A 24,362-nucleotide genomic window follows, 5' to 3' on the forward strand; every position below is an offset into this window, starting at 1 on the left:
CGCACCACCCCCTCACGGGCTTTGCTCCCCGGACGTTTCGGACAGGTCTGTCAGCACGAGGTTCCGCCATCGGATGCGCCCCGACGCACCCGAATGCACCTGAAGGGCGATGAACCCCGAAGCGTCGGCATCATCCTCGACATCCACGCACGGCACGCCATTGACCCACGTCTGAATGCGCGGTCCGACCGCCCGGATACGGTACGTGTTCCAATCATGCACCCGGAACGCGGCCCGCGCCGCGGCGTGCTCGTCACGATCCAACGGAACCAGCCAGCCGCGCCGACCTTCGTCGTACAGTCCGCCCGACCAGGCGCGGGGCGAGGGGTCGATCTCGCACTGATAGCCGTAGACCTGCCCCGTTCCGTCCTTCTGATGCGAGCGGAACTGGATGCCGCTGTTGCCCGGCATGTCCAGACGCACTTCGAGCGTCAGGTCGAAATCGGCGTACTCGACGTTGGTGCGAAGGAAGGTGTTGGAGCCGGGCCCGACCTCTCCCACGATGCAGTCATCCTCCACGCGATAGGTCGCGCCGCCACCGACTCTGGTCCAGCCGTTGAGCGAAGCGCCGTCAAACAGGTGGATCACGCGAGGAACGGCTCCCGGATGGTCGCGGCTTGCTTCAGCTTCAGAGTGATCGGCGCTCTTCTCCGGCGAGCAGCCGAGCATCGCGGCAAGCACGATGGCCGGAGCGACCAACTTCACGATTGCCCCCGCGCATCGCCGTCACGGAGCGCGCCATCGAATCGGAACGCCGCCTCGACGCCCTTCGACAGGAAGGTCAGCAGCCACTCCCCGATCAGTTCGCGCCGCCAGCCGGCAAGCAGCTCGGAGTCCGGTATCTCGTGTCCCGCGAGGTGAGCCAGAATGATCGGCGCCAGGCGTCGCCGCGTGCCCACCAGGGCGGGGTCAACGCCATGCGCGTGGCAACGGGCGCACGTCAGCGACCACAGCCCGTCGATGAGAAACCTTTCGCCAGGCGTCTCTTCGGGGGTCTGCGTCACTTTCGGCCCCGGCTCGGCGTGGCCGCGGGCGATGGCGTCAAGTATCTCGGCGCCGTGGGCGGCGATGACCGGCCTTGGCAATCCCTTGATGCGGTCGAGACCGTCCGCGTCCTTCGGATGATCCTGCGCCAGCCGCAGCATCACGTCGTCGCGCAGGAAGGTGCGCGGCGGCAGGTCGTGACGTTCCGCGGCCTGCTCTCGAAACAGCACCAGTTCACGCAGCGCGCCCACCTCGCGCGGTCGGAACGTGCGGTTGCCGATCAGGCGCGTCAGCACGGACTCCGGATGAAACGAGAGGTTTTCACGGGAGAAGACAGCGTCGCACTCCGCCCGCGCCCATCGCTCCACGCCTCGCTCGGTCAGCATTTCGCGCATGCGCTGAGCGATGGACGGCAGAAAGCGCACATCATCCGCCGCGTATCGCCGATGCTGGGCCGACAGCGGGCGCACGTCCCACCGGGTGAAGGTCAGCGCCTTGCCCAGCCGCGTCCCCGTGAAGGCCTCGACCAGGGCCCGCAGTCCCAGCGGATACGGCATGCCGAGGAACCCCGCCACGATCTGCGTATCGAACACGCTGGCCGGTTCGCGGCCCAGGTGCCGCACCACCGGCTCCAGATCCTGGGCTCCGGCGTGGACGATCTTCTCAATGGACGGATCAGCCAGCAGATCCCACAGGGCGGACAGCTCAGTCACGGCCAGCGGATCGATCAGCGCCACGCGATCGCGCGTGGCGATCTGGATCACGCACAGCCGCGGCCAGTACGATTCTTCACCGATGAACTCGGTGTCGTAGGCGAAGCAGCCGATCTCCCGCACATGGTGGATGAGGGCGGAAAATTCGGCCGGGTCGGTGATCAGCCCATCGGGCTCGCCGTGACCGTGCCCGTGCCCATCGCCCTGGGCCGTCACTTCGTCGTGGTTGGCGGCGCGCCGCGATCCGCGGCGTCCCCGGAGCGCGTGTCGAAGTGTCTTGTGCGGAGGGCGTGACACGGGAAGGGTTCGAAGAGCGCCCCAGAGAGGATTCGAACCTCTGACCTGCCGCTTAGAAGGCGGCTGCTCTGTCCAACTGAGCTACCGGGGCTGACGCGGATTGTAGCCCGCCCCCGCGCGGCTCCGTGACGATCGCAACCGCAACAACGGTCAGGGGACAATGGTCCACATCGTCAGATCCTGACCGGCCTGCCAGATCGGGGCGATCGTGAAGGCCAGCGCGTTGTACTGCAGCAGGGCCTTCATTTCGCCGGTGGCGTCGTCGATGAACCGGGCCGGATCGGTCGAAATGGTCACGACGATCGTCGTATCCGACAGCGGCATGGTGCGGGCGTCCACCTGCTCCCATTTCTGCGTATCGTAGTTGAACAGCCGCACGCGCTGTGAAATGTTGTTGGCGGAAGCCCGGCTCTCCACGGTGAACTTGATCTCGGATGGATTCTGCAATGGCGAGGTTCCGACCACCTGAATCTGAACCGGCGGCACGGCGGAGGTGCGGAACACGTCCGGCCGAGTCACCAGGCGCAGATCATCACTCTGCAGCAGGTCGGACAGCCCGCCGGAAACGTGCAGCCCGCGCACCCGCGAGAATGCCGAGGGCCGCACTTCCACCGGGCCTTCGGGCGTCACCGTGACGTACACGTCCAGCACCGCGTCGGAGGCGTAGGTGGGCGACACGGAGCCCTGCTTCTCCGCGGCGATGCCGCCGTAGATGCGTCCCAGCAGAATCGGCTGACCGAATGGCAACTGGTCAACCAGCACCTGGCCGTCGGTGGTCTTGGGCAGCGTGTTCTCAAGCACCAGTTTGGCGTTGGTGAGAGGCCAGGGCATCTCACCCAGCACCAGCTCGCGCGCGAAGACCCCGCCGTCCACGTGCAGATTCACAATCTGCCTCGTCCAGGGTGCGGCAGGGTTCCACACGAACTCGTTATCAATGTACTCGTAGCCGGAAAGCCCCGAGAAGATCAGCAGGTGATTCCGATCGTGGGACGCGGAGTACAGCGAGGCGATCGGCCCCTCGTACCCGCCGATGTGCTGAATGAACTCGTTGTCCTCGTACGGCACGGCATCGCCTTCGCCCCAGATCAGCGGGTTCTCGTAAAGGAAGATGCCGCTCTCGAAGGCGCCGCACACGACCACGAACCCGGCCCGATCGACCGGCATGCGGACCGGAAGGACATTCACGTCGCGGCGATGCATCGGGGAGAAGAAGCCCTGCCCGTCATCCAGCGTCTCCACGGGGTTCACGTAACTGACATTGCGGTCGAAGATCTGAACGACGTTGGTGTACTCGGGGTCGGGAGCGGACCCGTACTCGCCATCCGCGTCGGCGCCGCAGATCAGCGCGAAGCGATCACCCAGTTTCACGATGCCCGCGCCGGCGACCTTTCCCGCCACGCATTCGGTGTGCGTGAAGGCGCTCGCCGGAACCGGCTGACTGGCCTGCAATGCGTTCTTGACCTGCACCAGGTCAATCGCGGTGCAGAGCGCCCGCGTGAAGTAGTCGCCGGGATTCTCCAGGTCCGGTCCGTACCCGCCATACATGTACAGGATGGAGCCGTACTGCACCGCCGTGGGAGCGGTGACGGTCATCGCCTGACGCGTGGCCAGGGGAAGGTGATCCGTGGTTCCGGTCGTCACCGCGCCGGTGGCGCGATCGACCATGACGATCTGGCGGCTGAAGTTCTTGGCCGGAAATGCGCCCTGGCCGAAGACGTGCAGCCCCATGTCCGACAGCCCGCAGAAGAACAGGAGTTTGCCGTCCACTTCTCCCTGCACATACGACTGCAGCGGGACGAACTGGCGATCGGACGAAACCTGCACTGAAACCGCAACGTGCTGAGCGCCAGCCCCTCCGGCGACCACCGCCGAGAGACCTGCACACACGATCATCATGGCTGAGAGAGCAGCGGAACGGCGAGTCATCTCTTCCTCCCGGTCGTGATCGAACCATGCCGCAGCGGCATCGCGACGCAACGCAATGCAGCCCAAGCACTTGGATTCAACACAGTGTAACCCCGTCCCGCGTGGGAACAAGCGGGAATCCCGCCTGTTTGAGGTACCGCGTCAACGACGCAATCCATCCGAGCAATCAAGCAGCCCCGGTTTGCCCATCTTCACATGGTGTCCGGTCGGTCATTCCACTGGATACATGGACTCAACCACACGCACGCCTCGGTCGGCCAGTTCCCGCAGCACATGGTGGACCAGGCCATCATCATCCGCAAGGCGTTCAGGAGGAAGGATGCCCCGTCGAGCAATGCGGCCGTTCAGAATCGCGCGAGCCATGATCGTCGCCGGAAACGCCGTGGTGCGGGACATGCTGGTCTGGCCGGTTGCGTGGCAGAAGCGGTCGTGGAGCGTCCACTCCAGACGCATCATCCGGCCCCGACCATCCTCGCCCGAGGCCCGAACGCGCATGACGGTGAGGTCGGCATCGCCCTCCTCGTACGTCCAGAGCGGAAAGAGCAGCGTACTCGTCAGATCCAGAGGCCGCACCTGAACATCTCCCACCGTGATGGCAGTCGGACTGAAGTATCCCGCCTCGCGCAGGACGCGCATGAGCTCAACGTGCCCCGGATAGCGCAGGGTCTTTTCACGCATGGTCGGTACGCGAAGCGTGTCGATGAGCGTTCGCAGCCCGTCGGTGTTGAACGCTTCCAGCGTGCCGACCCCGTCGAAGTCAACCAGTTCCGGTTCGGACAGGGCGGGCCGCGTGACGAGTCGGCCGTTCTCGACTAAACGTGCTGGTCGCGTGTACTCCTCGATCACGTCCGCGGGCGAAAAGGCCGCCTTGTACTGAAAGGGCCAGCGTCGCTCAACCGGGAGCCCCCCCACCAGAATCTCGATGACATCGACCGCGGCCAGCCGCCGGGCCGCCCAACCCGCCAGCAGGTTGCTCAATCCTGGCGCCACGCCGCAATCCACGATGGCGACCACGCCCTGCGATGCAGCCAGGCCATCCAGGATCAGCGGGTTTTCGGGCATGAATGAAATGTCCACGTAATGACGACCCGCTTCAATCACGCGGCGCAGCGTCTGCAGACCCATGCCGCTGGGAAGCGCTCCGAGCACCACGTCGGCGCCATCCACGACTCTCGCGACTTCTGATTCCACGGTCAGGTCCGCGCGGATCGTGGCGATCGTCCGGCCCGTCAGGCGCCCCACGCTGGCGGCAACCCGGGCCAGCCGATGCTCGCCGACGTCGACGACCGTCACGTCAAGCGACGCATCACGCGCCAGGTCGGCGGTCATCGTGCTTCCGATCATTCCCGCGCCCAGAATGACAACCCGCGGCATCAACACGCTCCTCGTTCAGGACAGGCAACCAGGTGACAGCCGAAATTCGTGGATGAGTGAACAGCGTACCGGCGGATCGCCTCGGCTCCAACCCGTCGGCGAGGCACAACCGCACGGTCTTTTCGTCAGTCGGCTATCGTTTCCCGCATGACGGCTCGTCTCGTGGAGGACCTTCGTCACCTGCGTGCCGCGGCGCGGCTGGCGCTGCGCGGACGTGGTCACGTGGAGCCCAATCCCACGGTGGGCTGCGTCATCACGGATCGCGCCGGACAGGTCGTCGGGATGGGCCACCATGAACGGTTTGGCGGCCCGCACGCCGAGGTCGCGGCGCTCCGGCAGGCGGGCCGGCACGCGAACGGGGGAACGCTCTACGTGACGCTCGAACCCTGCGCCCACACCGGGAAGACGCCTCCCTGCGTGGACGCCATCATCGAGGCGGGCATCACGCGCGTCGTGTTTTCCGAGGTCGATCCGCATCCCGCGGCGCGCGAAGGCGCCAGACGACTGCGCGAGGCGGGCGTCACCGTGGATCGCGTGCTGTGCCAGCATGCCATCGACGTGAGCGCCCCGTTCGTGCATCGGATCGAAACCGGTCTGCCCTGGGTCATCGCCAAGTGGGCCCAGACCATCGACGGGCGCATCGCCACGCGCACCGGCGAAAGCCGTTGGATCTCCAATCCCGCCAGCCGCCGCATGGTGCATCGGGAGCGCGGGCGGGTGGACGCCATTCTCACAGGGATCGGAACCATCCTGGCCGATGACCCGCTGCTCACGGCTCGAGACGTGCGGGCGAGGCGAATCGCGCGGCGCGTCATCGTGGACCCCAATCTGCGCATCCCCGTGGATTGCGCCGTGGTGCGCACGGCGCGGCAGTATCCCGTCACCGTGTTCTGCCTGACCGCCGCCATCGAGCAGGAGCATGAGCGCGTCGCGGATCTGTCGGCGGCGGGCGTGGAGGTGATCGGTCTCCCGATGGTGGATGACGACGTGCCCCTGGCGCCGATGCTGCGCGAACTGGTCCGCCGCCATGAGACGGCCACCGTGCTGGTGGAGTCCGGCGCGGGGCTCCTCGGGCGGCTCTTCCGCAAGCATCTGGTCAACTCGGCCTGGGTGTTCGTGGCGCCCACGCTTCTGGGCGATGAGCACGCCTACCCCTGCGTGCGGGGAATCCACGTCGAAGACCTGGCCGCCGGCACGCGCCTGGTGCTGCAGCAGGTGACGCGCCGCCGCGATGATGTCGTGCTGCGATACCGCGTCAAGGGACGCGCCTGACCAGCATCGGCGAGCGCAACCGTGACGAAGCGGATCGGATTCGCCTCACTCCAGCCCGAACGCTCCGGGCGAAAGCGGCAGGTCCATCGAACCCGGGTAGTAGCGCACGAGCGAGTCGTCGGAGAACATCGCCCATCGACCATCCTCGAGCTTGGCGAGGCGCACGCCCACGATGGGCTGACCATCAAACCCGAAGAGGAGCAGCTGGGCCTTCTCCTGCGCGAATGGATACGGGTCGCTGCGGCAATCGACCGCCTGGGCCGTGGTGAGATGATCCAGCAGTCGCTGCGCCGCATCGGCGGGCACGACCCGGCCCCCGCGGTCGGGGGCGACCCACTTGGCCGGATCGGCGTCATCACGGGCGATGGTGAACTCCGCCTCGGCGGTGATGCGGATCGACTTCACGTCCGCGGCGTCAACTCCCACGGCCCGCAGATCGAGCAGCAACCCCACCGCGCGCAGGCGATCGATCATCGCCCGCGGCATCGCAATCACCACCGGACGCCCCTTGACCATGGCGAAGTACGAGCTGCCCTGCGGGTCGCGGGCTGCTCCGATGAGGATCGATTCCTCCACCTCCCGCGAGCGCGGCGCGGACGATGCGGCGTCACGCACGCGCGAAATGACGGTGAACTCAAGCGCGGGCTGCGCCAGGCCGAAGGGCGTCAGATCCGGCGGCTGATCCACGATGAACTCACTCGCCTGGGCGTCGGCCAGCAGGCCGAGGAACTCCTCCACCTTCTGCGGGTCAAGCCGCGCCGGAAGCGGCTTCTCAAGCTTCCAGCCACGCCCCTCGCGGATCATGCCCCACGCCTCCACCCCCGTCAGCGCCGCCACGCGCGTTTCAACCCCCGCGTGGCGGAACAGCCGCCGCGACCGCCAGGTCCATGGCTCGGCGGTGGTCGCACGATCGGGCAACGGGCCGGCGACCAGGTGGGCGTCGCCATCGCGTCCCATGCGCACGTACGATCGCCCGCCCAGCATGCGCCGCCCGATGAGAATCTCCCGCGAACCGCCGCTCCACTCCAGCCGCAACGAGGCCAGGGGCGGATCGAGCTCGAGGCGGTTGGGCGCGTGTTCGCCGGTCAGTTCAGAGGCCGGCACGCGCATCGCGCTCTCCAGCGACGCGGCCTGTACGACAAACTCGCGCATCGAGAACGTCTCGACGGGATGCTCGAACGGAGCCACCTGCTTCCACGCTCCGTCCGGTCCGCGCTCGAAGACCATCGCCGGGCGATCACGGCGCTCCAGGGTGATCCGCGACACCTCGTCTACCGGCAGCGTTCCCTGGGCGAAGAGGCGTGCATCCTGCCGCGGCGCGGATCGCGCCGACTCGTCCGTCCGCCAGGCCCACAGCGCCGCTCCGGCGCTGAGCAGGGCGAGCACGAACATCACGACGGTGGAGCGGCAGCTCATCATCATCGGGTTGACTGAAAGCATTATCGTCATCGTCGGCGAATCATCCAAACCAGAACACCCAGACCGAAGCACGCCCCCGGCATGGCGATTAGCGCGATCCAGCGCCACCGATTGCGCACCGCGTCGGTCACGCCATCCAGCCGGGCCACCTGGCGAGCCGTGGGGGTCTGGGCGATCAGGTCATCCAGTCCCGCCAGCCAGGCCACGGCGGCCTGGAGCAGTTCGAAGTTCCCCGGATAGAGGAGCGCCATCCGCTCGCCCCCCAGCGAGACGGGCTGGTCCGCAATGTCCGACTGCAGCCAGGCGCCCGATCCGACGACGATGAACCGCTGGTCGCGCTGCGAGCCGGTTGGCTCAGGTCGCGTCGCCGCGTAGGCCAGCGGGAGCGGCTCGGTGAAATATGACTCCGGCCCCGGTTTGAACGCGGGATTGGTGATGGCGTCCAGCCAGTTGGGATCGGCCCACCGGCTCGTCGCGGGATACGCCAGCGCGAGGGGCGTCAGGCGCAGCGCGGACGACGCCGAATCGTGTCGCTTCAGCGGCACGGCCAGCGGCAGCGCCAGCCGCTGCCCCTGAGCCGCCCGACTCACGGCGTGCTCGCCGGGCAGGTCGATCAGTTCCTGGGTACGAAGCACGACCGGGGCTCCTCCCGGGTCAACGACGTGCTCCATCACCACGCGCGACGTGTCGGCCTCGACGCCGTGGCTTCGCAGCATGATCTGCCACGGGTCGGGCTGACGGAGCTTGTGCAGAACACTGGGGAAGACGCCCAGCAGCACCGGTTCGCCGGAGTCCAGCAGTTGACGGGCGGCGTCGATGAGCGCCAGTTCCTGTCGCGTCGGCGCCGGGTTGCCGCCGCTGAAACGTTCGGTGAACGGCCGTTGAAGCACGATCCACACTGCGCGCTGCCCCGGCTGGGGGCGGGGACGCTCCCCCCTGGTCACGTTCCACTCGCGCACCTCGTATCGCGCCGAGCGCAGCAGCGACGCGGCGCCGAAGGCGTCGGCCCGATCACGGCGCGGCTCGATCATCGATTGCTCCTCGGCATGCACGAACACGACCAGGGGCATGCGATCGACCAGCAGCGATCGGATCGCGCTGGAGAGCACCTGCTCACCCCGGAAACGCTGGTCGAAGGTGATTCCGCCCTCGCGCGTCTGCCGGATGTTGCTGCGCGTGATGAACTGCCCGGCGGGAACAACCGTGGCCCGCGAATCGCTCACGATGACCGCCGCCTCGCCCCTGGCCAGTTCGCGTCCGATCCGGGCCAGCTCCAGCGGGGGCAGGTGGGTCAGGCCGTCCGCCGCCTGCTGGGCCTTCACCGCCTGATCGTCGTATCGAACCTTCGCCGCGGCCAGGCGCGCCCTCAGATCGGCGCCGACCGCGGGCGAGCGGAGCATGGTGTTCTCAATGAGGCGCGAGACGCCATCGAGATCCTGGGCCGCGTTGCGAAGCGCGGCGGCGAGCGTGTCACGCGCCTTCTCATAGTCAGAGATCGGCTGCGAGTCGTCGGACCGCATCGCCTCGTCGGATACCTGCAGCACGGCGGCGGCGGTGTCGGCCAGCAGTGTAAAGCCGTTGCGGAACTGCTCCAGCGGTCCCCTCAGCGGATCGGACGGGCCGAGATCCGCCACCAGGCGGGCCATCCGCGCGGCCTCGTCACGCGCGAACGCCCCGCACGCCTCGTACCCCGCGCGGGCGGCGGCGAGCGCCGTCTCATAGCGGTCCACCTCACCCGCGTACACCGTGCGAAGCCGCTCCAGCAGGGCGAAGTACCTCTGGATCGATTCCGCCCGCGTGGGGTCGATGCGCTCGACGGCGAGATTGGCGGACGCCTCGTCATATCGGGCCAGCACCTCGTCGATCTGACGCAGCGTGGATCGGTCAATCTCCTGTTCAGTCACGACGAGCGACAGAAGCCACCGCCCTTCGAGGGAGTGGAGCATTCGGAGTGTCTGTTCAGACAGGGAATACGCCCGCGTCTTGGTGGCGTCGATGCGGAGACGCCACGTCGCGCGCTCCGCGATCGACCCCAGCGAGACGACGACCACGACCGCCGAGGCAAGATACACGGCCAGGTTCACCCACGGCCAGAACCGACGGACGCCGGTCGGAGGCGGCGTGTTCGGTCTGCCGACGTTCTGGTTCATCGTGTTCAGCGCCATCGTCGTGACTCCAGCGCCTTGACCGCGCCGACCAGAAAGAGGACCGTGAAGGCCGCGAAGAACACCACGTTGGATGTGTCGATCAGCCCGATGGCGAAGTCGCGGAGCCGCAGGTCCGGATCGAATCGAACGACGATCTTCGCCCAGGACTCGGACAGATAGGGCGGCAGCAGTTTCGTTCCCACCCCCAGCACCAGCCAGAAGAACAGGGCCGACAGGAAGGCCACCAGTTGACTTGAGGTGAGGGCCGAGGCCAGCAGCCCGCTGGCGATGTACGCCGCCCCCGCCAGCAGGACGCCCAAGTACCCGCAGAGCAGTTCGCCGTAATCGGGGCGTCCGTGCATCTCCAACGCCGCCACGTACAGCAGCGTGGGCATGAGCATGACCAGAAGAAACATCTTGGCGGCGGCGAACTTGCCCAGGATCACTTCCCACTCACGCACCGGCGCGGTGAGGAGCATCTCGAATGTGCCGGTGCGTGATTCCTCGCTGAGCATGCGCATGGTCACCGCCGGTCCCACGAACAGAAGCACCCAGGTGCCGTATTCAAACACGGGACGCAGCGTGGTCACTTCACCCTGACGGAAGGCGTAGAGGAAGAAACCGCCCGTGAACAGCAGATACATCGCGGTGACGATGTAGCCCACCGGCGTGAGGAAGTACGACGCAAAATCGCGACGTGCAATGGCCAGCGCGCGGGTCATGCGGCACGCTCCGCGGCCCGCGGCGCCACGACGGCCGGGCCATCTTCTGAAATCAGGCGGACGAACAACTGCTCCAGCGAGGGGGTTTCCCGCGTCAGTTCCCGCATTCGATGCTCACCGGCCCGCAGCGGCTCGGCGATCCGCTCACGCAGATCACCCGAGGACGCCCCGATGCGAAGCGCGTACCGTCGCCACCCGGGCTCGCTCGGCCCCTCGTCGATCTGCTCCAGGCCGGGCAGGCCCCGCCACGCCGCCGGTGGGTCGGGGGCATCTGTTTCCACCACGTAGCAGATGGTTTCGGCGGCGCGGCCCCGCAGGTCGGCAACCGGACCCGCCGCCCGGATTCGCCCGCGGGCGATGACCACCACTTCATCGCACGTGAGTTCCGCCTCCGAGAGAATGTGCGTGGACAGGAAGACCGTGTGATCGCCAGCCAGAGAGCGGATGAGGTGTCGCATCTCGCGAATCTGGGTCGGGTCAAGGCCGGACGTGGGTTCGTCCAACAGCAGCACCGGCGGGGAATGCAGCAGCGCGGCCGCCAGCCCCACGCGTTGACGATACCCCTTCGAGAGGTGGGCGATGGGCTTGCGACGGACGTCGGTCAGCCAGCATCGCTCGATCGCCCGTTCGACCGATCCACGCGCCGCCTTTCCGTGCAGGCCGAAGAGGCGACCACGAAATCGCAGGTACTCGATAACCCGCATTTCCGGATAGAGCGGAGTGGACTCCGGAAGGTAGCCGATGCGTCGTCGCACTTCGATCGACTGGTCGCGGATGTCGTATCCCGCCACCAGGGCCGTTCCCGTGGTAGGCGGGAGAAAGCCGCTGAGCATCTTGAGCGTGGTGCTCTTGCCGGCGCCGTTCGGCCCCAGGAAACCCGCCACCCGACCTGGCGCGATGGCGAAGGTCGCCGCATCCACCGCGGCGAACCGACCATACCACTTGGAGAGACACCTGGCTTCAATCATGGGACCATGAATCCGTGCTTCCATCACGGGAGCGACATTATCCGGACCTTGCGACTCGGAATCGACTTTTTTCCGTCACATCGCGCTTTCCGGATTCCCTCGAAGCACCCGTGTGGCGGGGCTTGTCTTCATCACGATGCCGCCTCTCCATCGGTCAGGGATCGTCGCCGAGGCGAAAACCCGTCGATCGTCACGCCCGATCGATGGGCTACAATCGGCCAATCGTCCCCGGACAAGGTGTTCCGGGCGATGAATATGAGCAAGCGTCCACCCCGTCTGCTGATCCCGCGGGACGAGGTGGTGCCGGATGCCGAAGGTCTGGCCCTCCTGCGCTCCCACTTCGACGTCGTGACCGGCGACGAGGCGCGGTCGCTTCTGAGGGGCATTGACACGCCCCCCGACGCCGTGCTGACGCCCGCCGCGGACGCCCCCGACGCCGTCGAGCTGGACCAGATCGACGCGGCATCCCAGGCCATGCTGGCGATCACTCCCGAGTCGATCGAGAAGACCAACTCGGTGGAGCGACTCAAGTGGCTGGAAGGAACTGTCACCGCCGTCGTCCGTGACCGCCTGGGCTGGGAGCACTTCGAAGTTCGGCTGCTGAACCGCAAGACCAGCCAGCTGGAACTGGTGATCGCGGTCGGACTGCGCCCGCTGCCGGTAGGTGAATCGATCTTCGCCAAGCCGGAGGGCAACGGCATCAGCGGCTACGTCGCAACCACGGGCCAGCCGTACCTGTGCCCGGACGTGCGGGCGGACCCGCGATATCGCCTCGGCCTCGAGAATGCCGGCAGTTCGCTCACCGTGCCCCTGCTGCTGGCTGGTGAAGTGATCGGTGTATTCAACGTCGAGGATGCCCGTCCTGGCGCGTTCTCCGAACATGATCTCGCCCGGGCCAGGGTGGTGGCCCGCTCGATCGCACTGTCGCTGCATCTGCTCAACCTGCTCGTGGTGGAGCGCTTCACCACGCGCAAGAGCACGTGCGAAATCCTCTCCGCTGAAATTCGCGCGCCGCTTGACGAGATCACTCAGGCGGTGCTGGCGTTCCGCACGTCGCAGGAACTGGACGTGACGGCCCGCGAGGCGCTGGATCGGATCGTCGCCAGCGTGGAACGCGCCCGCGGCGCCATTGACCTGTGCAGCGCTGGTCCCAAGTCGCTGCTGGGGCTGGAGCGGACCCTCAGGGAATGCCGCACCAACCCCCTGCTCGAGGGCAAGACCGTTCTCGTCGTGGACGACGACGCCTCGATCCGCGACACCATTTCGTCCGTGCTGACACGGGTCGGCTGTGAAGTCGTGGCGTGCGAGAGCGGCCGCGATGCGCTCACCTCGATGAACGTGATCAGCGGACGCTCCGGTCACCTGGACCTGGTCATCTCCGACGTCAAGCTCCCGGATCTCAACGGCTACGAGGTCTTCCGATCAGCCCGCGATCGGTACGCCTCGGTGCCCATCATCCTGATGACCGGATTCGGGTACGACCCCCATCACTCGATCGTTCGAGCCAGCCAGGAGGGGCTTTCAAGCATCCTGTTCAAGCCGTTCCGGGCCGATCAACTCGTCGAGGAAGTGACCCGTGCGCTCGGCGCTGACGGGCCGGCGCGATGACGCGCCGTGCTCCGGACCATTTACTCGAACGCACGCAACTCCGGCGGGATTGACCTGATCCCCCGCCGTCTGGCCTTGGCGACGGCGTAACGCAGCGAGGCGGTCACCCGACGATGAACCGCGTCCGTCACGTTGAACCCGCGTGACTTCATGGCTTCGAGTGACCACATCCAGGCGTGATATTCCTCGAGGCAACGGGGGCTGAAGCGACGCAGTCCGATGGCGTGATGCCCGACCTCGTGCAGGAACACGGCGCAGCTCATCGGTCCGGTCGGGTACGGCGATTCGATCCAACGGGCGACCGTGCCGTCGCGGTAGCGAATCTCCCAGGCGCACCCGGACGTTCCCCGGCGCCACTTGCGGACTTTGAATCCATATCGCTGCTTCATCTCCTCGACCAGCGCGTCATACCGCTGCTGCATGGGCGACGCCTTGCCCCGGGACGCTCCCGCGACCCGAGGGCGCGTCCGGGGGCGCGTCCGGGGGCACGTCCGGGGGTGCATCCGGGGGCGCGCTTCGGCCTTGCGCCCGGACTTGCGACGCGGCAGCAGATCCCAGAGTGTCAGTCCCAGCAGATTCATGCACCCTCCGGGGCATCGGCATTCCTCGGCGCCAGACGTGAACCCGCCGGGACCGGGTGCCCCGCCCGATACGCCGCAAAGGCCATCATCTTGCCGCCGGGCGCCTGCACCGCCAGCAGCCGGATTGCGCCCGGGGCGCACACAACGAGATCGCCTTCGATGATGGTTCCGGGTGGAGCATTGGACGTTTCAGCCGCCTGCGTCACGAGCACGCGATGAAGCCGCAGCGGCTTGCCATCCAGCTCCACCCAGCAGCCGGGCCAGGGCGTCAGTCCGTGGACGCGGTTCCTCACCTGATCCGCGGGCTGGTCGAACGAGACGGTTCCATCGGCCTTGGTGAACTTCGGCGCCCGCGTCGCCAGGCGCTCATCCTGCGGCTGGCGTGTGAGGGAGCCGGCTTCATGACGACGCAGCACCTCGCTGACCAGGTCAGGGCCGAGCAGGGCCAGACGATCATGCAGTTCTCCAGCGGTTTCCATGGGGTCAATCGGCGTCACCGACTGTCCGAGGATCTCTCCCGCGTCCATGCGATCCGCCAGGGTGATGACGCTGACGCCCGTCGTGGCATCGCCCCGGATGATGGCCCAGTTCACCGGTGCGGCGCCTCGATGCCTGGGAAGAAGTGATCCGTGAAGATTGATGGCGAAGACGCCTTCCAGCAGCGAGCCCCCCAGCTTCTGACCATAGGCGATGACGACATAGGCGTCGGCGTGTGCGCCGCGAACCGCGCGAACCACCTCCGGATCATTCACGCTCTCCGGCTTCAGCACGGACACCCCGAGCGTTGCCGCCAGCGATGCGATGGGCGTCGGGGTCGGCGCCCGCTTCCGCCCGGCCGGTCGGTCCGGCTGCGTGACCACCAGCACAATCTCGTGATCGCGCGTCAATCGACGGAAGGTTGGAACCCCGAACTCGCCCGATCCGAAGTACACGAGTCGCATGGGATCAACCCGCCGCACTCTTGAGGTCGCGGATGGCGCGCCGGTTGGCGAGTCGATCCATCGGCCCCATGCGATCGATGATCAGGACGCCGTTGAGGTGATCGACTTCATGCTGCCAGGCGCGGGCCAGCAGGTCCGAACGGCGCAGGGTGAACGGCCGGCCGTCAAGGTCCAGAGCGGAGATGGTGATCTCTCGAGGCCGGCGCACCTCGACGCGCACATTCGGGATGCTCAGGCACCCCTCCTCGTGAACCTCCAGTTCCTCCGAGGGTTCGGTCAGTTCGGGGTTGATAAAAACGCGCTCGGGCTCGCCCTCGTGGGGGCCGGTCACGAACAGACGCCAGGGCAACCCCACCTGCGGCGCGGCCAGGCCGATGCCCTCCGCATCGCGCATCAGTTCGAGCATGCGCCGGGCGACGGCCCGCACCTCGTCGGTGACGACGGCGACCGGGTCGGCCTTGCGGCGCAGAATCTCCGCCGGAAAGAGGACGATCCGCAGCGACGCCGGGTCAACCATCATGGGGCCTATGCTAAGCCCGGCTCGAATGGGGGACCATTCCTGCCGATGATTGACCGATGGGTCGGAATACCGTACCTTCCGCGATCCGGTCGATGACCCGGAGCGGGCGCGACGTCCGAACATTGACGAAAGATCGGGAAACGCTTCGTGGCAATCTTCGGAAGCAAGAAAGACTCGAACTCGACGGTCCCCCCCTCCAAGGACGTGGGAGGGAACGGTTCAGCCGAAACGCGCGACGAGATGTCGTCGTTCGTGCCTGACCCGGAGAAGGCGCGCAAGTGGTTCAACCACGCCCGCACCGCGCTGGACAGCACCAACTACGAGTACGCGCTGACCTGCTTCGCCAACGGCATCAAGTTCGATCCCGAGGACATGGCCGCCCACACCGGCATGTACGAGGCGGCCATCAAACTCAAGACCAAGGGCGGCAAGCCCGCATCCGGTAAGGATGTTCGATCCATCGACGGGCCGCACCCCGTCGCCCGCTTCGCCGCCGCCGAGTATGAGTGGATGCGGGACTACATGAACCCCGCCCTGGGTGTGCGGCTGATCGAGGCCGCTGTCAAGGCCCAGCAGCGGGAGTTCGGGCGTTGGCTGGCTCCGAAGCTGCTCAACCTGCTGCGGGCGCAGAAGAAGCCCAGCAAGAGCCATTTCATCGCCGCCATGCGCGCCTTCGGCGCCGTGGGCGCGTGGGACCAGGCGATTGAGGCCGGCGAGATCGCCGTCCGGATCGATCCCGCCGACGCCGCTCTGGCGCAGGAGATCAAGAACCTGGCTGCTCAGCGGGCCATGGATCAGGGCGGCTACGAGCAGGCCGGGCAGGAAGGCGGCTTCCGCAAGTTCGTGAAGGACTCCGACAAGCAGCGCGATCTTGAGGCCGCCGAGTCGCTCTCCGGCGCGGGTCAGTCGGATGAGCGCAACTACCAGAAGGCCAAGCAGCTCTACGAGGAGAATCCCGCTCTTCCCGACAACATCAACCGCTACGCCCTGGCGCTGCGCAAGCTGAATGTGCCCAACGCTGACGATCTGGCCTATCGCGTCTACATGAAGGGGTACCAGGACACCAGGGAGTTCCGATTCCGCCTCGCCGCCGCCGACATCAAGATCGCCCAGGCCGAGCGCGGCATCAGGGAGCTGGAATCCAAGGTTGCCGCCTCGCCGGACGACGAGGAGCTTCGTTCGCAACTGGAGACGCTGCGTCGTGAACACCTGATGTACAAGGCCGCCGAGTACGCCGAGCGCGAGGTCCAGTATCCCACCGACCGGATGATCAAGTACCATCGCGGGGACGTGGAGTTCGAACTGGGCAACCACGAGGCGGCCATGTCTTCCTACCAGCAGGCCAAGGATGAGCCGAAGCTGCGCGTGCCCGCCGGACACAAGCTGGGGCTGTGCTTCGCCGCCGTGGGCTGGCACACCGAGGCCATCAGCGAGTTCAAGGAAGCGCTGGAGAACATCGACGCCACCAACCGCGATCGCGAACTTGACATCCGGTACGATCTCATGGTGTCGCTGATCGCCCAGGCGCGAACCGACCGTTCCATCGAGCTGGCCAAGGAAGCGCTGGAGATCTGTTCCGGCATCGCCCGCAAGGACATCACCTACCGCGATATCCGCGCCAGGCGCAAGGAGATCGACGACCTGGTGAAGGAACTGTCCGCCTGACGCTGCTCCGCGCCGCCGGCTCCACAAGGCGGACCTCTTCCCATGTCCGTGGTCGCCGTGATTCCTGCTCGGTACGACTCGACCCGCTTCCCGGGCAAGATGCTCGCCAGCCGGACCGGGCGACCACTGGTGCGCCACGTCTACGACCAGGCCGTTCTGGCGAAATCGGTGGCGCGCGTGGTCGTCGCCACCGATGATGAACGCATCGCCGACGCCGTGCGCGACTTCGGCGGCAGTGTGCTGATGACCCGCCGCGACCACCCCAACGGAACCTCCCGGATCGCGGAGATTGCGCCCCGGCTGAACGCGGACATCATCGTCAACGTGCAGGGGGACGAGCCGGACCTTGATCCGGGGCTGATTGACCTCGGTGTGGCGACCCTTCAGAACCACGCCGACTGTCCCGTCGCCACCATCGGCTCTCCCTTCGCGCCCGATGAAGACGCCGCGAACCCCAACATCGTGAAGGTCGTCACGGACACGCGCGGCCGGGCGCTGTATTTCTCCCGCGCCCTCATCCCCTTCGACCGAGACCGCACCGGACAGGTGAGCCGGCTCAAGCACGTGGGCTTGTATGTCTACCGCACGGCGTTTCTGTCAATCTACTCCACCCTCACGCCTACCCCGCTGGAGCAGGCGGAGAAACTGGAGCAGTTGCGGCTGCTGGAGCACGGCCATTCCATCGCCGTGGGGATTGGCGTCGCCCATCACCACGGCATCGACACGCCGGAGCAGTACGAAGCGTTCGTGGCGCGATGGCGCGCGTCCAATCCGCCGTGCTGAGACGCCCGAACCCGTCCATCCCTATCGGCGAATCTCAAAAAACCCGCCGAACTCTCCCGTGGCGGGAAGCGGATCGACGCGCATCTCCCGGATATTGCGGCTCATCGCGGATCGGATCTCCTCGATGAATCGGCGCACGGCGGGCTCATCGCCCTCCACCACGCAGCGCACCGATCCGTCCGGCTCATTCCGCACCCATCCGGACACCGGGTGAGCGCCGGCGATTCGCGACGCGGTGTAGCGGAACCCCACGCCCTGCACGCGACCTGAGAAGATGACATCCCATCGAACCTGCGGCATGGGCGCAGTGTACCCTTTCAGGGGGGCGAGACGCCTGCCGCATGGACCGGTTTGAATCATCAGACGCGAGGTCGCCATGAAGCCCCCTGACTTTGACGTTCACGCCGCTCACCTCTGGTTCGGCAAGCACTGCAACAACGAGGCGTGGGAGATCGTCGAATCCGAGGAATTGGACCAGGCGGCGCTGGATCGACTGCGGCACATGGCCCACGCCTCGGCGCTGCACTGGTCGCACGTGGGCAGCGAGGTCAACCGCCTGCGGGGGCTGTGCCTGCTGACCGCGGCGCACGACCGGGCGGGCGACGTCGATCTCGCCTGGCACTACGGGCTTCAGGGGGCGGCGCTGGCCGACCGAATCGACGCCCTGCTCAGCGCGTTCGACCGGGCCGCGATGTACGCCGCCGCTGCTCGCGCCGCGAGACACATGGGCCACAACGACGCCGCGGAGCGCTGGCTGGCCCGGGCGGAGGAAGCAGCCAAAGCGCTCGATGCGGAGGATCGAACGGTGTATCGGCGGCTCTTTCCGCCGGCATAGCGGCTGAACAATCTACCTACCGCCGCACCGCGAACTTGAGCCCCGACCAGGTGTCATCCACGGCGCAGATCTTGTAGTCCACGAGCCCGTCAGCCAGCGCGGTCTCGCGCACCAGCGCCTCGCCCAGATCGGTCTGCCGGCCGGAGGCCTTCTTGGGCCAGCAGATCCACAATCCCGCGCCCATGACGCGGCGGGCGCGGCGCAGCCCCGCGGCAAGATCGCGCTTCGATTCGACGAACCAGATCGCCAGGTCGCACGGTGTGCGCGGGTTGCGTCGAAACGTGACGCCCTCAGGCACCGGATGAAGCGTCTGCTCAAAGTCGCTCGGCGCGTGCAGCAGCGCGACGGACAGGCCCGGTTTCAGCCCCAGTTTCCTGGGCAGCGGTGTGTTGGAATAGCCAGCCATCCGACCCCCGTTTCACGAACGCTCCCGTGGAATGCCTCCGGAGATGCCCATCACGCCGGCTGGGGCGAAGCCGCCGACGCTCCCCGACTGTCCAGCCACGTCCTCACGTCGTCCATATCCTTCGTGAAGGCCTTCAGGCACATCCCCTTCATCATGCGCCCCATCAGGAACGACATGACCCTGGCCATGAACGTGAGCGGCGTGGCGTCGAAGGACAGTTCCACTCCTGTGCCTGAACCATCCGTGCGGCACGAAACGGTAAACCGATACTGACAACCGCAGGAACGGCAGTCCAGCGTGTACGAGTGCGGCGGGTTCCACTCGGTCACTTCCATCGTTTCCGTCGCCTTCTTCTTCATCACGAGGCGCGACTCACGGAATCGCGTGCCCTTGCCGACCGGACCGGGCGTCAGCATCTCGATCTCGGTGATGCCGGAGATTCGCTCCGGAGCCGTGGCGAAGTCGGACAACGCGGACCAGACTTGATCCTGCGGATGATCGAAGCGGCATGTCACGGCGGCGAAAGGCATGGCGGATTTCCTCATCAATGTTCCAGACATGGACGCAGAGACGGCTCCCGGCTGTCGCATTCCAGTCGCGGGATGACGCGGAAGCGCGGTATCTTGCGCGTCAGGCGCCTGCGACGCGGATCAGCCCATCACCGCCAGCACCTCGTCCGGGATCTCGGCGTTGTGATACACCTTCTGCACGTCGTCGTTCTCCTCGAGCGCGCTGATGAGCCGCATGACCTTCTCCCCCGTCGGGCCATCGCACGCAACAGTGGTGGACGGGATCATGGTGATTTCGGCTGATCCGGGCTCGATGCCGGCGGCCTCCAGGGCGTCCTTCACCACGTGAAACGAGGCGGGGTCGCACGTCACCTGCCACGCCCCGCCGGAGTCGGACACGTCCTCGGCCCCGGCCTCCAGGGCGATTTCCATGAGCCGATCCTCGGCGACCTTCTCCGATTCGATCAGGAAAAGGCCCTTCTGAGAGAACCCGAAGGCCACCGCCCCCGGCTTGCCCAGGTTGCCCCCCGCCTTTTCCAGGGTGGAGCGCATGATCGGCGCGGTGCGCTGCACATTGTCGGTCAGACAGTCGATGATCATCGCCACGCCGCCCGGTGCGTACCCCTCGTAGCGCACGTGGGTGAAACTCTCGGCGTCGGCGCCGGCGCCAGTGGCCTTCTTGATGAGTTTTTCAATGGTGTCCTTGGGCATGTTGGCGGCCTTCGCCTCGTCGATGGCGTAGCGAAGGGTGACGTTGAACTTGGGGTCGCCGCCCCCCTGCCGCGCCGCCGAAAGAATCGCCCGGCTGCACTTGGACCACGCCTTGCCTCGCAGCTTGTCCTGCCGCGCCTTGCGATGCTTGATGTTGGCCCATGCACTGTGACCGGCCATGCGTGTTCCTCCTGACTGTCGGCTTTCTGATGATGCTGTTGGCTTGTGACTGTCGGCCGCTGGCGATCCAGCCATCGTGCGGCGGTGATGCTCGCCGCCATCCTGACCTACGCCCCTATTGTCCCGCTCGCGACTCGTCGAACGTCGGCGCCACCGCGGGTTCCTGGCCGGCACGGGCGGCCTGCACCTTCTCCGCGGCCCGGCGCCCCACGACGCCGTCGTGCAGATCGTAGAGCGATTCGGAACTGACCAATTCCACGCCCCACACATTGCGCTGGTAGCCGCGCAATCCCTGGATTGTCGTGGTTCGACGCTCCGCGTCATTGACGATGCGCGTCGCAATCTCCCACGCCTCCACCGCCCGGGCGCGGTCGCCCAGACGCCACAGCACATCTCCGAGGTGATCGTAGGCCTCGGCGCTCGGCTCCCGGCGCTGGTTTCGCGTGGCGCTGATCGACCGTTCCAGCAGTCCGCGAGCGCCGTCCCCCCGATCGTCACGCTCAAACCGGCCCTGCTTGTAGCGCAGCCATCCGATCGTGTCGAGGATGTTCGGATCGCCCGGCGATCGCTCAAACGCCCGTTCCACCAGGCCCACCGACTCGTCATCGTCGTGATTCGAGTCGATCCGGTGATAGCCCAGATTGTTCAGCGCCGTGGCGTTGTCGGGAACCATCGCCAGCGATCGTCGCAGCAGGTCTTCGGCGGCTTCGTTTTCACCGATCTGCGTGGCCAGCACGCTGAGCCAGTAGTACGCCTCGGCGTGCAGATTCCCCATCTCGCGGGGCAGCGGCAGGATGTCGAGCATGGATCGAGACGCCAGATCATCGATCACCGCCCGCGCCTCATCCACGCGCCCGGCGCGAACAAAGCACGCCTGCGCCACCTGCGAAAGCAACGCCACGCCAGTCCGCTCCGGCTCGGGAGTCGTCCGCAGGCGGATCATGGCGACGCGCGCCGCCGCAAGCGGATGACCGTCATCCACCAGCATCTGGGCCAGGTCTCGCCAGGCCGCGGCAGCCGCCACCTCCGGCCCCCCCGCCGAGGTGTTCCGGATGCCTCGTTCGACCAGGCGCTCCAGTCCCTCCCCCGAATCGTCCAGCCGGGCCAGCGCCAGCAGGCCCGGGCCGTAGACGCTCAGGGGCGCATCCGGCCAGCGATTCAGAAACTGCTCCACCAGAGCCAGCCGGGCCTCTTCCGTTTCACGCCCTTCGCGCGGGAGTTGCGCCGCGATGGCCAGCAGACCCGCCGTCGTCTCGCGCGGCAGCGTGTCGAACCGCTGCCGAAGGGGGGTCAGACCCGCCAGCGCCTCGCGCCAGCGACCGGCGGAAACCTCCAGCGAGGCGATCTCGATGCTCCGCTGCACGCCATCCGGTCGGCGGGCCAGCCGCTCCCGCGCCAGCGCTTCCGCTTCCTTCAGCCTCCCCTGGGCGCGCCAGGCCACCTCCAGCATCGCGTTCGCCGCAGGATCGTCAGACCATGCCTGACGCCGTGCATTGAGACGAGACTCGATCTCCTCGAAGGCGCGCTGGGCGAGCATCACCCGAACCCACTGCCGCAACAGGAGCGGATCGTCGGGTCGTTGAGTGAGTCGATCCTCCAGCCAGCGTCGCGCCGCGGCGGCCTGCTGATCCTCCAGGTAGGCGCTCACGATTCTGGCCAGCACTTCCTCGTCCGCGGCGTCGCGCTCGCACCAGGGCATGAGCGTGTCGATCGCCTGCGATGCACGACGCGCGCCCAGCAGACGGTCGGCGGCGATGATGGACGCCAGCCGACCCGTCGGCGCCACGCGCGTCAACTCATCCCACTGCTGCTGCAGCTTCGCCTGATCCGCCAACGGTCCGCTCGAGGCGTACAGCGAGAGAAGCACCTCGTGCGCCGGCTCGTGCGACGGGTCGATCGCCAGCGCTGAACGCGCGCTGCGCTCGGCGTCACCGGCCCGCCCCGGCAGAAGTGCCTCGCACCGGGCGCGCTCCACCCACAGGACAGCCACGCCCGGCCAGCGAGTTGTCGCATGTTCGGCCCGCACCGCCGCGTCAGCCGTTCGACCGATGCCGCGCAGCGAGGCGACAACGGTCTGCTCGACCTGCTGTTGAAAGCCGGGGGTCTGCGCGGTGGTCCGTGATCGCTCATTGTCATCAGCCGGCGGCTCCGGGCGATCGGTCGTCGCCGCCACAGCCGACTCCACGGCACGGATGGATTGCTCCAGCAGTTCCGGTTCGCGCATGGCGGCGGCGGCCTGAACCCGCGCCAGAAGCAGCAGTCGATCCGCCGGCGACTGGCGCAGCCCGTCTTCACACAGTCGCCACGCCTCGGCGGGTGCGCCCGCCAGCAGGAACAGCCGCGCCCGGACGAATCGACCGACGGCGCGAGTTTCCTCCGTGGCGTCGGAGCCATGCGAGGACCATCCGTTCGGCAGGCCGATCGCGGCAAAGAGCCGGGTCGCGTACCAGTCGCCCCGCGCCGGGTCGGCCTGCACCAGTTCGGTGACGAACGACCCGGCGCGGGCCGTGCTCTCCTTCGCAAGCCACTGCAATAGGTCATCCAGCGTGGACGCATCATCCGGGTTCCGCTCCACCACCGACCGCAGCATGGCGATGCTCTCATCCGGGGGCAGCAGCGCCGCCAGCAGACGGGCCGACGCCGCGTCATTGGGCGATCGGCCCAGCGACTCGATCGCGCACGCCGCCAAAACCGCCACGGACTTGCATGAATCACGCAGCCAGCCGGCCCACTGAATCGACCGTTCTTCCGCCCGCCATTCATTCGCCTCCAGCAGCTCCAGCAGAACCTGCTGAGCGACATGCGATCTGCCCCGCCGCAGGGCCACGTACATCCGCCGCGGCGTCAGAACCACTGGTGGAACCGTGCCGTCCGACGCCGCAAGCCGATACGCCTCCTCCGCTTCTCTGAATCGCCCCAGACGGCAGAGCAGGTCGCCGAGCAGTCGATAGCGGTCGGCCCGCACCCGCGCCAGCGAGGCGATCGTGGAGCCGTAGCCGGATGGCCCGGAGAACGTGTCGATGCCGATCGCGGCACGCTGCAGGCACTCCGCCGCCGCCTCGTCGTAGCCGTGGTGCTCGAATGCCAGGGCGAGGGCCTGATCGGCCAGCACGTCGGCGGCGGGATCGAGTTCGAACGACCCGGGCGCGCCCTCTCGGCTCGACGATCGGATCGACCCCAGCGCCTGAATCACCTCGTCGTAGCGCCGCTGATTGGCCATGTTCAGTCCGACGGCAAGCGCCGCCTCGCGGTCATCGGGAGCGAGTCGGAAGAGACGCTCGTACATGGCGTTGGCGCGGGCCGCGTTGCGCGTGGCGGCGTAGCTGCGGGCGGCCTGCCGAAGCGAGGCCGCGCTGGATGGGTCGAACCCCAGGGCCTGCTCGAAGTCCTGCACGGCGGCGAAATGCCGCCCTTCCACCGCCGCCTGAAGCCCACGCACGTAGTGAATCTGGGCCTGCACGCGACGACCGAAGTCATCCGCCTCACCGCCTACGCCCGCAGGTGATGTACGCTCAGGCCCCGATCGGGGATGGTCGCGCAGAAACTCCCCCACCGCCTCACCGACGCTCAGGAACGCGCGGGCGTCGTCGGCCGATCGAAGCGCCAGGTGCGATGGATCGACGCCCGGCGGAGGAGAAGCGTCGATGGTGAATCCCTCGGTTCCCTCCTCCCAGGTCGCCCACGCCGACAGACGTTCCCGTGGAGGCAGGTGATCAACCCGGGGCGGCTGCACGGCTGATGCCGGCAACCGCGAGGGCCCCGTACACCCGCCTCCCAGGACGCCCAGACCCGTGCAGATGG

Annotated in this window: 21 protein-coding genes and 1 tRNA gene; 5 read left to right on the forward strand and 17 right to left on the reverse strand. The window is 67.1% G+C overall.

Translation table 11 applies throughout. The features are described 5' to 3' along the window. Positions 1–12 precede the first annotated feature (12 nt). From HRU76_14595 to HRU76_14615, 5 genes are all read right to left on the reverse strand, one after another. Positions 13–705, reverse strand: a complete 693-nt coding sequence (locus tag HRU76_14595) for a DUF1080 domain-containing protein (protein QOJ18736.1) — start codon at positions 703–705, stop codon at positions 13–15. Then, positions 702–1,994: a ribonuclease D gene (locus HRU76_14600; protein ID QOJ18737.1), complete on the reverse strand. Its 1,293-nt coding sequence runs from the start codon at positions 1,992–1,994 to the stop codon at positions 702–704. Before HRU76_14600 ends, HRU76_14595 begins: the two co-directional genes overlap by 4 nt. 17 nt (positions 1,995–2,011) lie before the next feature. Then, positions 2,012–2,085 (reverse strand) — tRNA-Arg (locus tag HRU76_14605). Between the two features lie 59 nt (positions 2,086–2,144). Beyond that, on the reverse strand, positions 2,145–3,890 hold the full coding sequence (locus tag HRU76_14610; GenBank protein ID QOJ18738.1) for a hypothetical protein: 1,746 nt from the start codon (positions 3,888–3,890) through the stop codon (positions 2,145–2,147). 240 nt (positions 3,891–4,130) lie between these two features. Beyond that, a complete protein-coding gene (locus HRU76_14615; GenBank protein QOJ18739.1) occupies positions 4,131–5,294 on the reverse strand; it encodes a saccharopine dehydrogenase NADP-binding domain-containing protein in 1,164 nt (387 codons plus the stop codon). 147 nt (positions 5,295–5,441) lie between these two features. Between HRU76_14615 and ribD the strand changes: the two genes are divergently transcribed. Then, positions 5,442–6,566, forward strand: coding sequence for a bifunctional diaminohydroxyphosphoribosylaminopyrimidine deaminase/5-amino-6-(5-phosphoribosylamino)uracil reductase RibD (gene ribD, locus HRU76_14620; GenBank protein ID QOJ18740.1), 1,125 nt, complete (start codon positions 5,442–5,444; stop codon positions 6,564–6,566). A 45-nt stretch (positions 6,567–6,611) separates the two neighbouring features. Here the strand turns inward: ribD and HRU76_14625 are convergent, their stop codons facing one another. The 4 genes from HRU76_14625 to HRU76_14640 are packed head-to-tail and all read right to left on the reverse strand — an operon-like array spanning position 6,612 to position 11,822. Continuing rightward, complete coding sequence (locus HRU76_14625; protein ID QOJ18741.1) at positions 6,612–8,015, reverse strand: DUF4340 domain-containing protein; 1,404 nt, start codon at positions 8,013–8,015, stop codon at positions 6,612–6,614. Then, the gene (locus HRU76_14630) at positions 8,012–10,150 is read right to left on the reverse strand and encodes a hypothetical protein (GenBank protein QOJ18742.1); all 2,139 of its coding nucleotides are present in this window, start codon (positions 10,148–10,150) and stop codon (positions 8,012–8,014) included. The genes HRU76_14625 and HRU76_14630 overlap by 4 nt, the downstream gene beginning before the upstream one ends. Then, positions 10,141–10,854 carry an ABC transporter permease gene (locus HRU76_14635; GenBank protein ID QOJ18743.1) on the reverse strand — a complete coding sequence of 238 codons (714 nt, stop codon included), beginning with the start codon at positions 10,852–10,854 and terminating at the stop codon, positions 10,141–10,143. Before HRU76_14635 ends, HRU76_14630 begins: the two co-directional genes overlap by 10 nt. Further along, positions 10,851–11,822: an ABC transporter ATP-binding protein gene (locus HRU76_14640; protein ID QOJ18744.1), complete on the reverse strand. Its 972-nt coding sequence runs from the start codon at positions 11,820–11,822 to the stop codon at positions 10,851–10,853. Before HRU76_14640 ends, HRU76_14635 begins: the two co-directional genes overlap by 4 nt. Before the next feature lie 255 nt (positions 11,823–12,077). On the opposite strand from HRU76_14640, the gene HRU76_14645 reads away from it, so the two are divergent. Next, complete coding sequence (locus HRU76_14645) at positions 12,078–13,430, forward strand: response regulator (GenBank protein ID QOJ18745.1); 1,353 nt, start codon at positions 12,078–12,080, stop codon at positions 13,428–13,430. A gap of 20 nt (positions 13,431–13,450) precedes the next feature. On the opposite strand, the gene HRU76_14650 is transcribed toward HRU76_14645, so the two are convergent. The 3 genes from HRU76_14650 to def form a co-directional block, all read right to left on the reverse strand. Beyond that, positions 13,451–13,852, reverse strand: a complete 402-nt coding sequence (locus HRU76_14650) for a hypothetical protein (protein QOJ18746.1) — start codon at positions 13,850–13,852, stop codon at positions 13,451–13,453. A gap of 155 nt (positions 13,853–14,007) precedes the next feature. Then, on the reverse strand, positions 14,008–14,952 hold the full coding sequence (locus HRU76_14655; protein QOJ18747.1) for a methionyl-tRNA formyltransferase: 945 nt from the start codon (positions 14,950–14,952) through the stop codon (positions 14,008–14,010). Between the two features lie 4 nt (positions 14,953–14,956). Next, complete coding sequence (def, locus tag HRU76_14660) at positions 14,957–15,469, reverse strand: peptide deformylase (protein QOJ19206.1); 513 nt, start codon at positions 15,467–15,469, stop codon at positions 14,957–14,959. A gap of 150 nt (positions 15,470–15,619) precedes the next feature. Here def and HRU76_14665 point away from each other — a divergent pair, with 150 nt between their 5' ends. Both HRU76_14665 and kdsB read left to right on the forward strand, forming a co-directional pair. Then, positions 15,620–17,137, forward strand: a complete 1,518-nt coding sequence (locus HRU76_14665; protein ID QOJ18748.1) for a hypothetical protein — start codon at positions 15,620–15,622, stop codon at positions 17,135–17,137. Between the two features lie 42 nt (positions 17,138–17,179). Beyond that, positions 17,180–17,920, forward strand: a complete 741-nt coding sequence (gene kdsB, locus HRU76_14670; GenBank protein ID QOJ18749.1) for a 3-deoxy-manno-octulosonate cytidylyltransferase — start codon at positions 17,180–17,182, stop codon at positions 17,918–17,920. Between the two features lie 21 nt (positions 17,921–17,941). Here kdsB and HRU76_14675 read toward each other — a convergent pair whose 3' ends face one another. Then, positions 17,942–18,220 (reverse strand): acylphosphatase, encoded by a 279-nt coding sequence (locus HRU76_14675; protein ID QOJ18750.1) that lies wholly within the window; start codon positions 18,218–18,220, stop codon positions 17,942–17,944. 76 nt (positions 18,221–18,296) lie between these two features. Here HRU76_14675 and HRU76_14680 point away from each other — a divergent pair, with 76 nt between their 5' ends. Beyond that, on the forward strand, positions 18,297–18,755 hold the full coding sequence (locus HRU76_14680) for a hypothetical protein (protein QOJ18751.1): 459 nt from the start codon (positions 18,297–18,299) through the stop codon (positions 18,753–18,755). Between the two features lie 16 nt (positions 18,756–18,771). Here the strand turns inward: HRU76_14680 and HRU76_14685 are convergent, their stop codons facing one another. From HRU76_14685 to HRU76_14700, 4 genes are all read right to left on the reverse strand, one after another. Then, positions 18,772–19,161: a DUF3052 family protein gene (locus HRU76_14685; GenBank protein ID QOJ18752.1), complete on the reverse strand. Its 390-nt coding sequence runs from the start codon at positions 19,159–19,161 to the stop codon at positions 18,772–18,774. Positions 19,162–19,211: 50 nt separating this feature from the next. Then, positions 19,212–19,691: an SRPBCC family protein gene (locus HRU76_14690; GenBank protein ID QOJ18753.1), complete on the reverse strand. Its 480-nt coding sequence runs from the start codon at positions 19,689–19,691 to the stop codon at positions 19,212–19,214. 120 nt (positions 19,692–19,811) lie between these two features. Next, the gene (locus tag HRU76_14695; protein QOJ18754.1) at positions 19,812–20,561 is read right to left on the reverse strand and encodes a YebC/PmpR family DNA-binding transcriptional regulator; all 750 of its coding nucleotides are present in this window, start codon (positions 20,559–20,561) and stop codon (positions 19,812–19,814) included. Between the two features lie 115 nt (positions 20,562–20,676). Beyond that, positions 20,677–24,294: a hypothetical protein gene (locus tag HRU76_14700; protein QOJ18755.1), complete on the reverse strand. Its 3,618-nt coding sequence runs from the start codon at positions 24,292–24,294 to the stop codon at positions 20,677–20,679. Between the last annotated feature and the right edge of the window lie 68 nt (positions 24,295–24,362).

Source organism: Phycisphaeraceae bacterium (assembly GCA_015709595.1).
Taxonomy (GTDB): Bacteria; Planctomycetota; Phycisphaerae; order Phycisphaerales; family SM1A02; genus CAADGA01.

Bases quoted from the DNA above. Each gene is read 5' to 3' on its own strand.
- HRU76_14610 (QOJ18738.1), bottom strand. From the start codon at position 3,890: ATGATGATCGTGTGTGCAGGTCTCTCGGCGGTGGTCGCCGGAGGGGCT.
- HRU76_14615 (QOJ18739.1), bottom strand. From the start codon at position 5,294: ATGCCGCGGGTTGTCATTCTGGGCGCGGGAATGATCGGAAGCACGATG.
- ribD (QOJ18740.1), top strand. From the start codon at position 5,442: ATGACGGCTCGTCTCGTGGAGGACCTTCGTCACCTGCGTGCCGCGGCG.
- HRU76_14625 (QOJ18741.1), bottom strand. From the start codon at position 8,015: ATGACGATAATGCTTTCAGTCAACCCGATGATGATGAGCTGCCGCTCC.
- HRU76_14630 (QOJ18742.1), bottom strand. From the start codon at position 10,150: ATGGCGCTGAACACGATGAACCAGAACGTCGGCAGACCGAACACGCCG.
- HRU76_14635 (QOJ18743.1), bottom strand. From the start codon at position 10,854: ATGACCCGCGCGCTGGCCATTGCACGTCGCGATTTTGCGTCGTACTTC.
- HRU76_14640 (QOJ18744.1), bottom strand. From the start codon at position 11,822: ATGATTGAAGCCAGGTGTCTCTCCAAGTGGTATGGTCGGTTCGCCGCG.
- HRU76_14645 (QOJ18745.1), top strand. From the start codon at position 12,078: ATGAGCAAGCGTCCACCCCGTCTGCTGATCCCGCGGGACGAGGTGGTG.
- HRU76_14650 (QOJ18746.1), bottom strand. From the start codon at position 13,852: ATGCAGCAGCGGTATGACGCGCTGGTCGAGGAGATGAAGCAGCGATAT.
- HRU76_14655 (QOJ18747.1), bottom strand. From the start codon at position 14,952: ATGCGACTCGTGTACTTCGGATCGGGCGAGTTCGGGGTTCCAACCTTC.
- def (QOJ19206.1), bottom strand. From the start codon at position 15,469: ATGGTTGACCCGGCGTCGCTGCGGATCGTCCTCTTTCCGGCGGAGATT.
- kdsB (QOJ18749.1), top strand. From the start codon at position 17,180: ATGTCCGTGGTCGCCGTGATTCCTGCTCGGTACGACTCGACCCGCTTC.
- HRU76_14675 (QOJ18750.1), bottom strand. From the start codon at position 18,220: ATGCCGCAGGTTCGATGGGATGTCATCTTCTCAGGTCGCGTGCAGGGC.
- HRU76_14680 (QOJ18751.1), top strand. From the start codon at position 18,297: ATGAAGCCCCCTGACTTTGACGTTCACGCCGCTCACCTCTGGTTCGGC.
- HRU76_14685 (QOJ18752.1), bottom strand. From the start codon at position 19,161: ATGGCTGGCTATTCCAACACACCGCTGCCCAGGAAACTGGGGCTGAAA.
- HRU76_14690 (QOJ18753.1), bottom strand. From the start codon at position 19,691: ATGCCTTTCGCCGCCGTGACATGCCGCTTCGATCATCCGCAGGATCAA.
- HRU76_14695 (QOJ18754.1), bottom strand. From the start codon at position 20,561: ATGGCCGGTCACAGTGCATGGGCCAACATCAAGCATCGCAAGGCGCGG.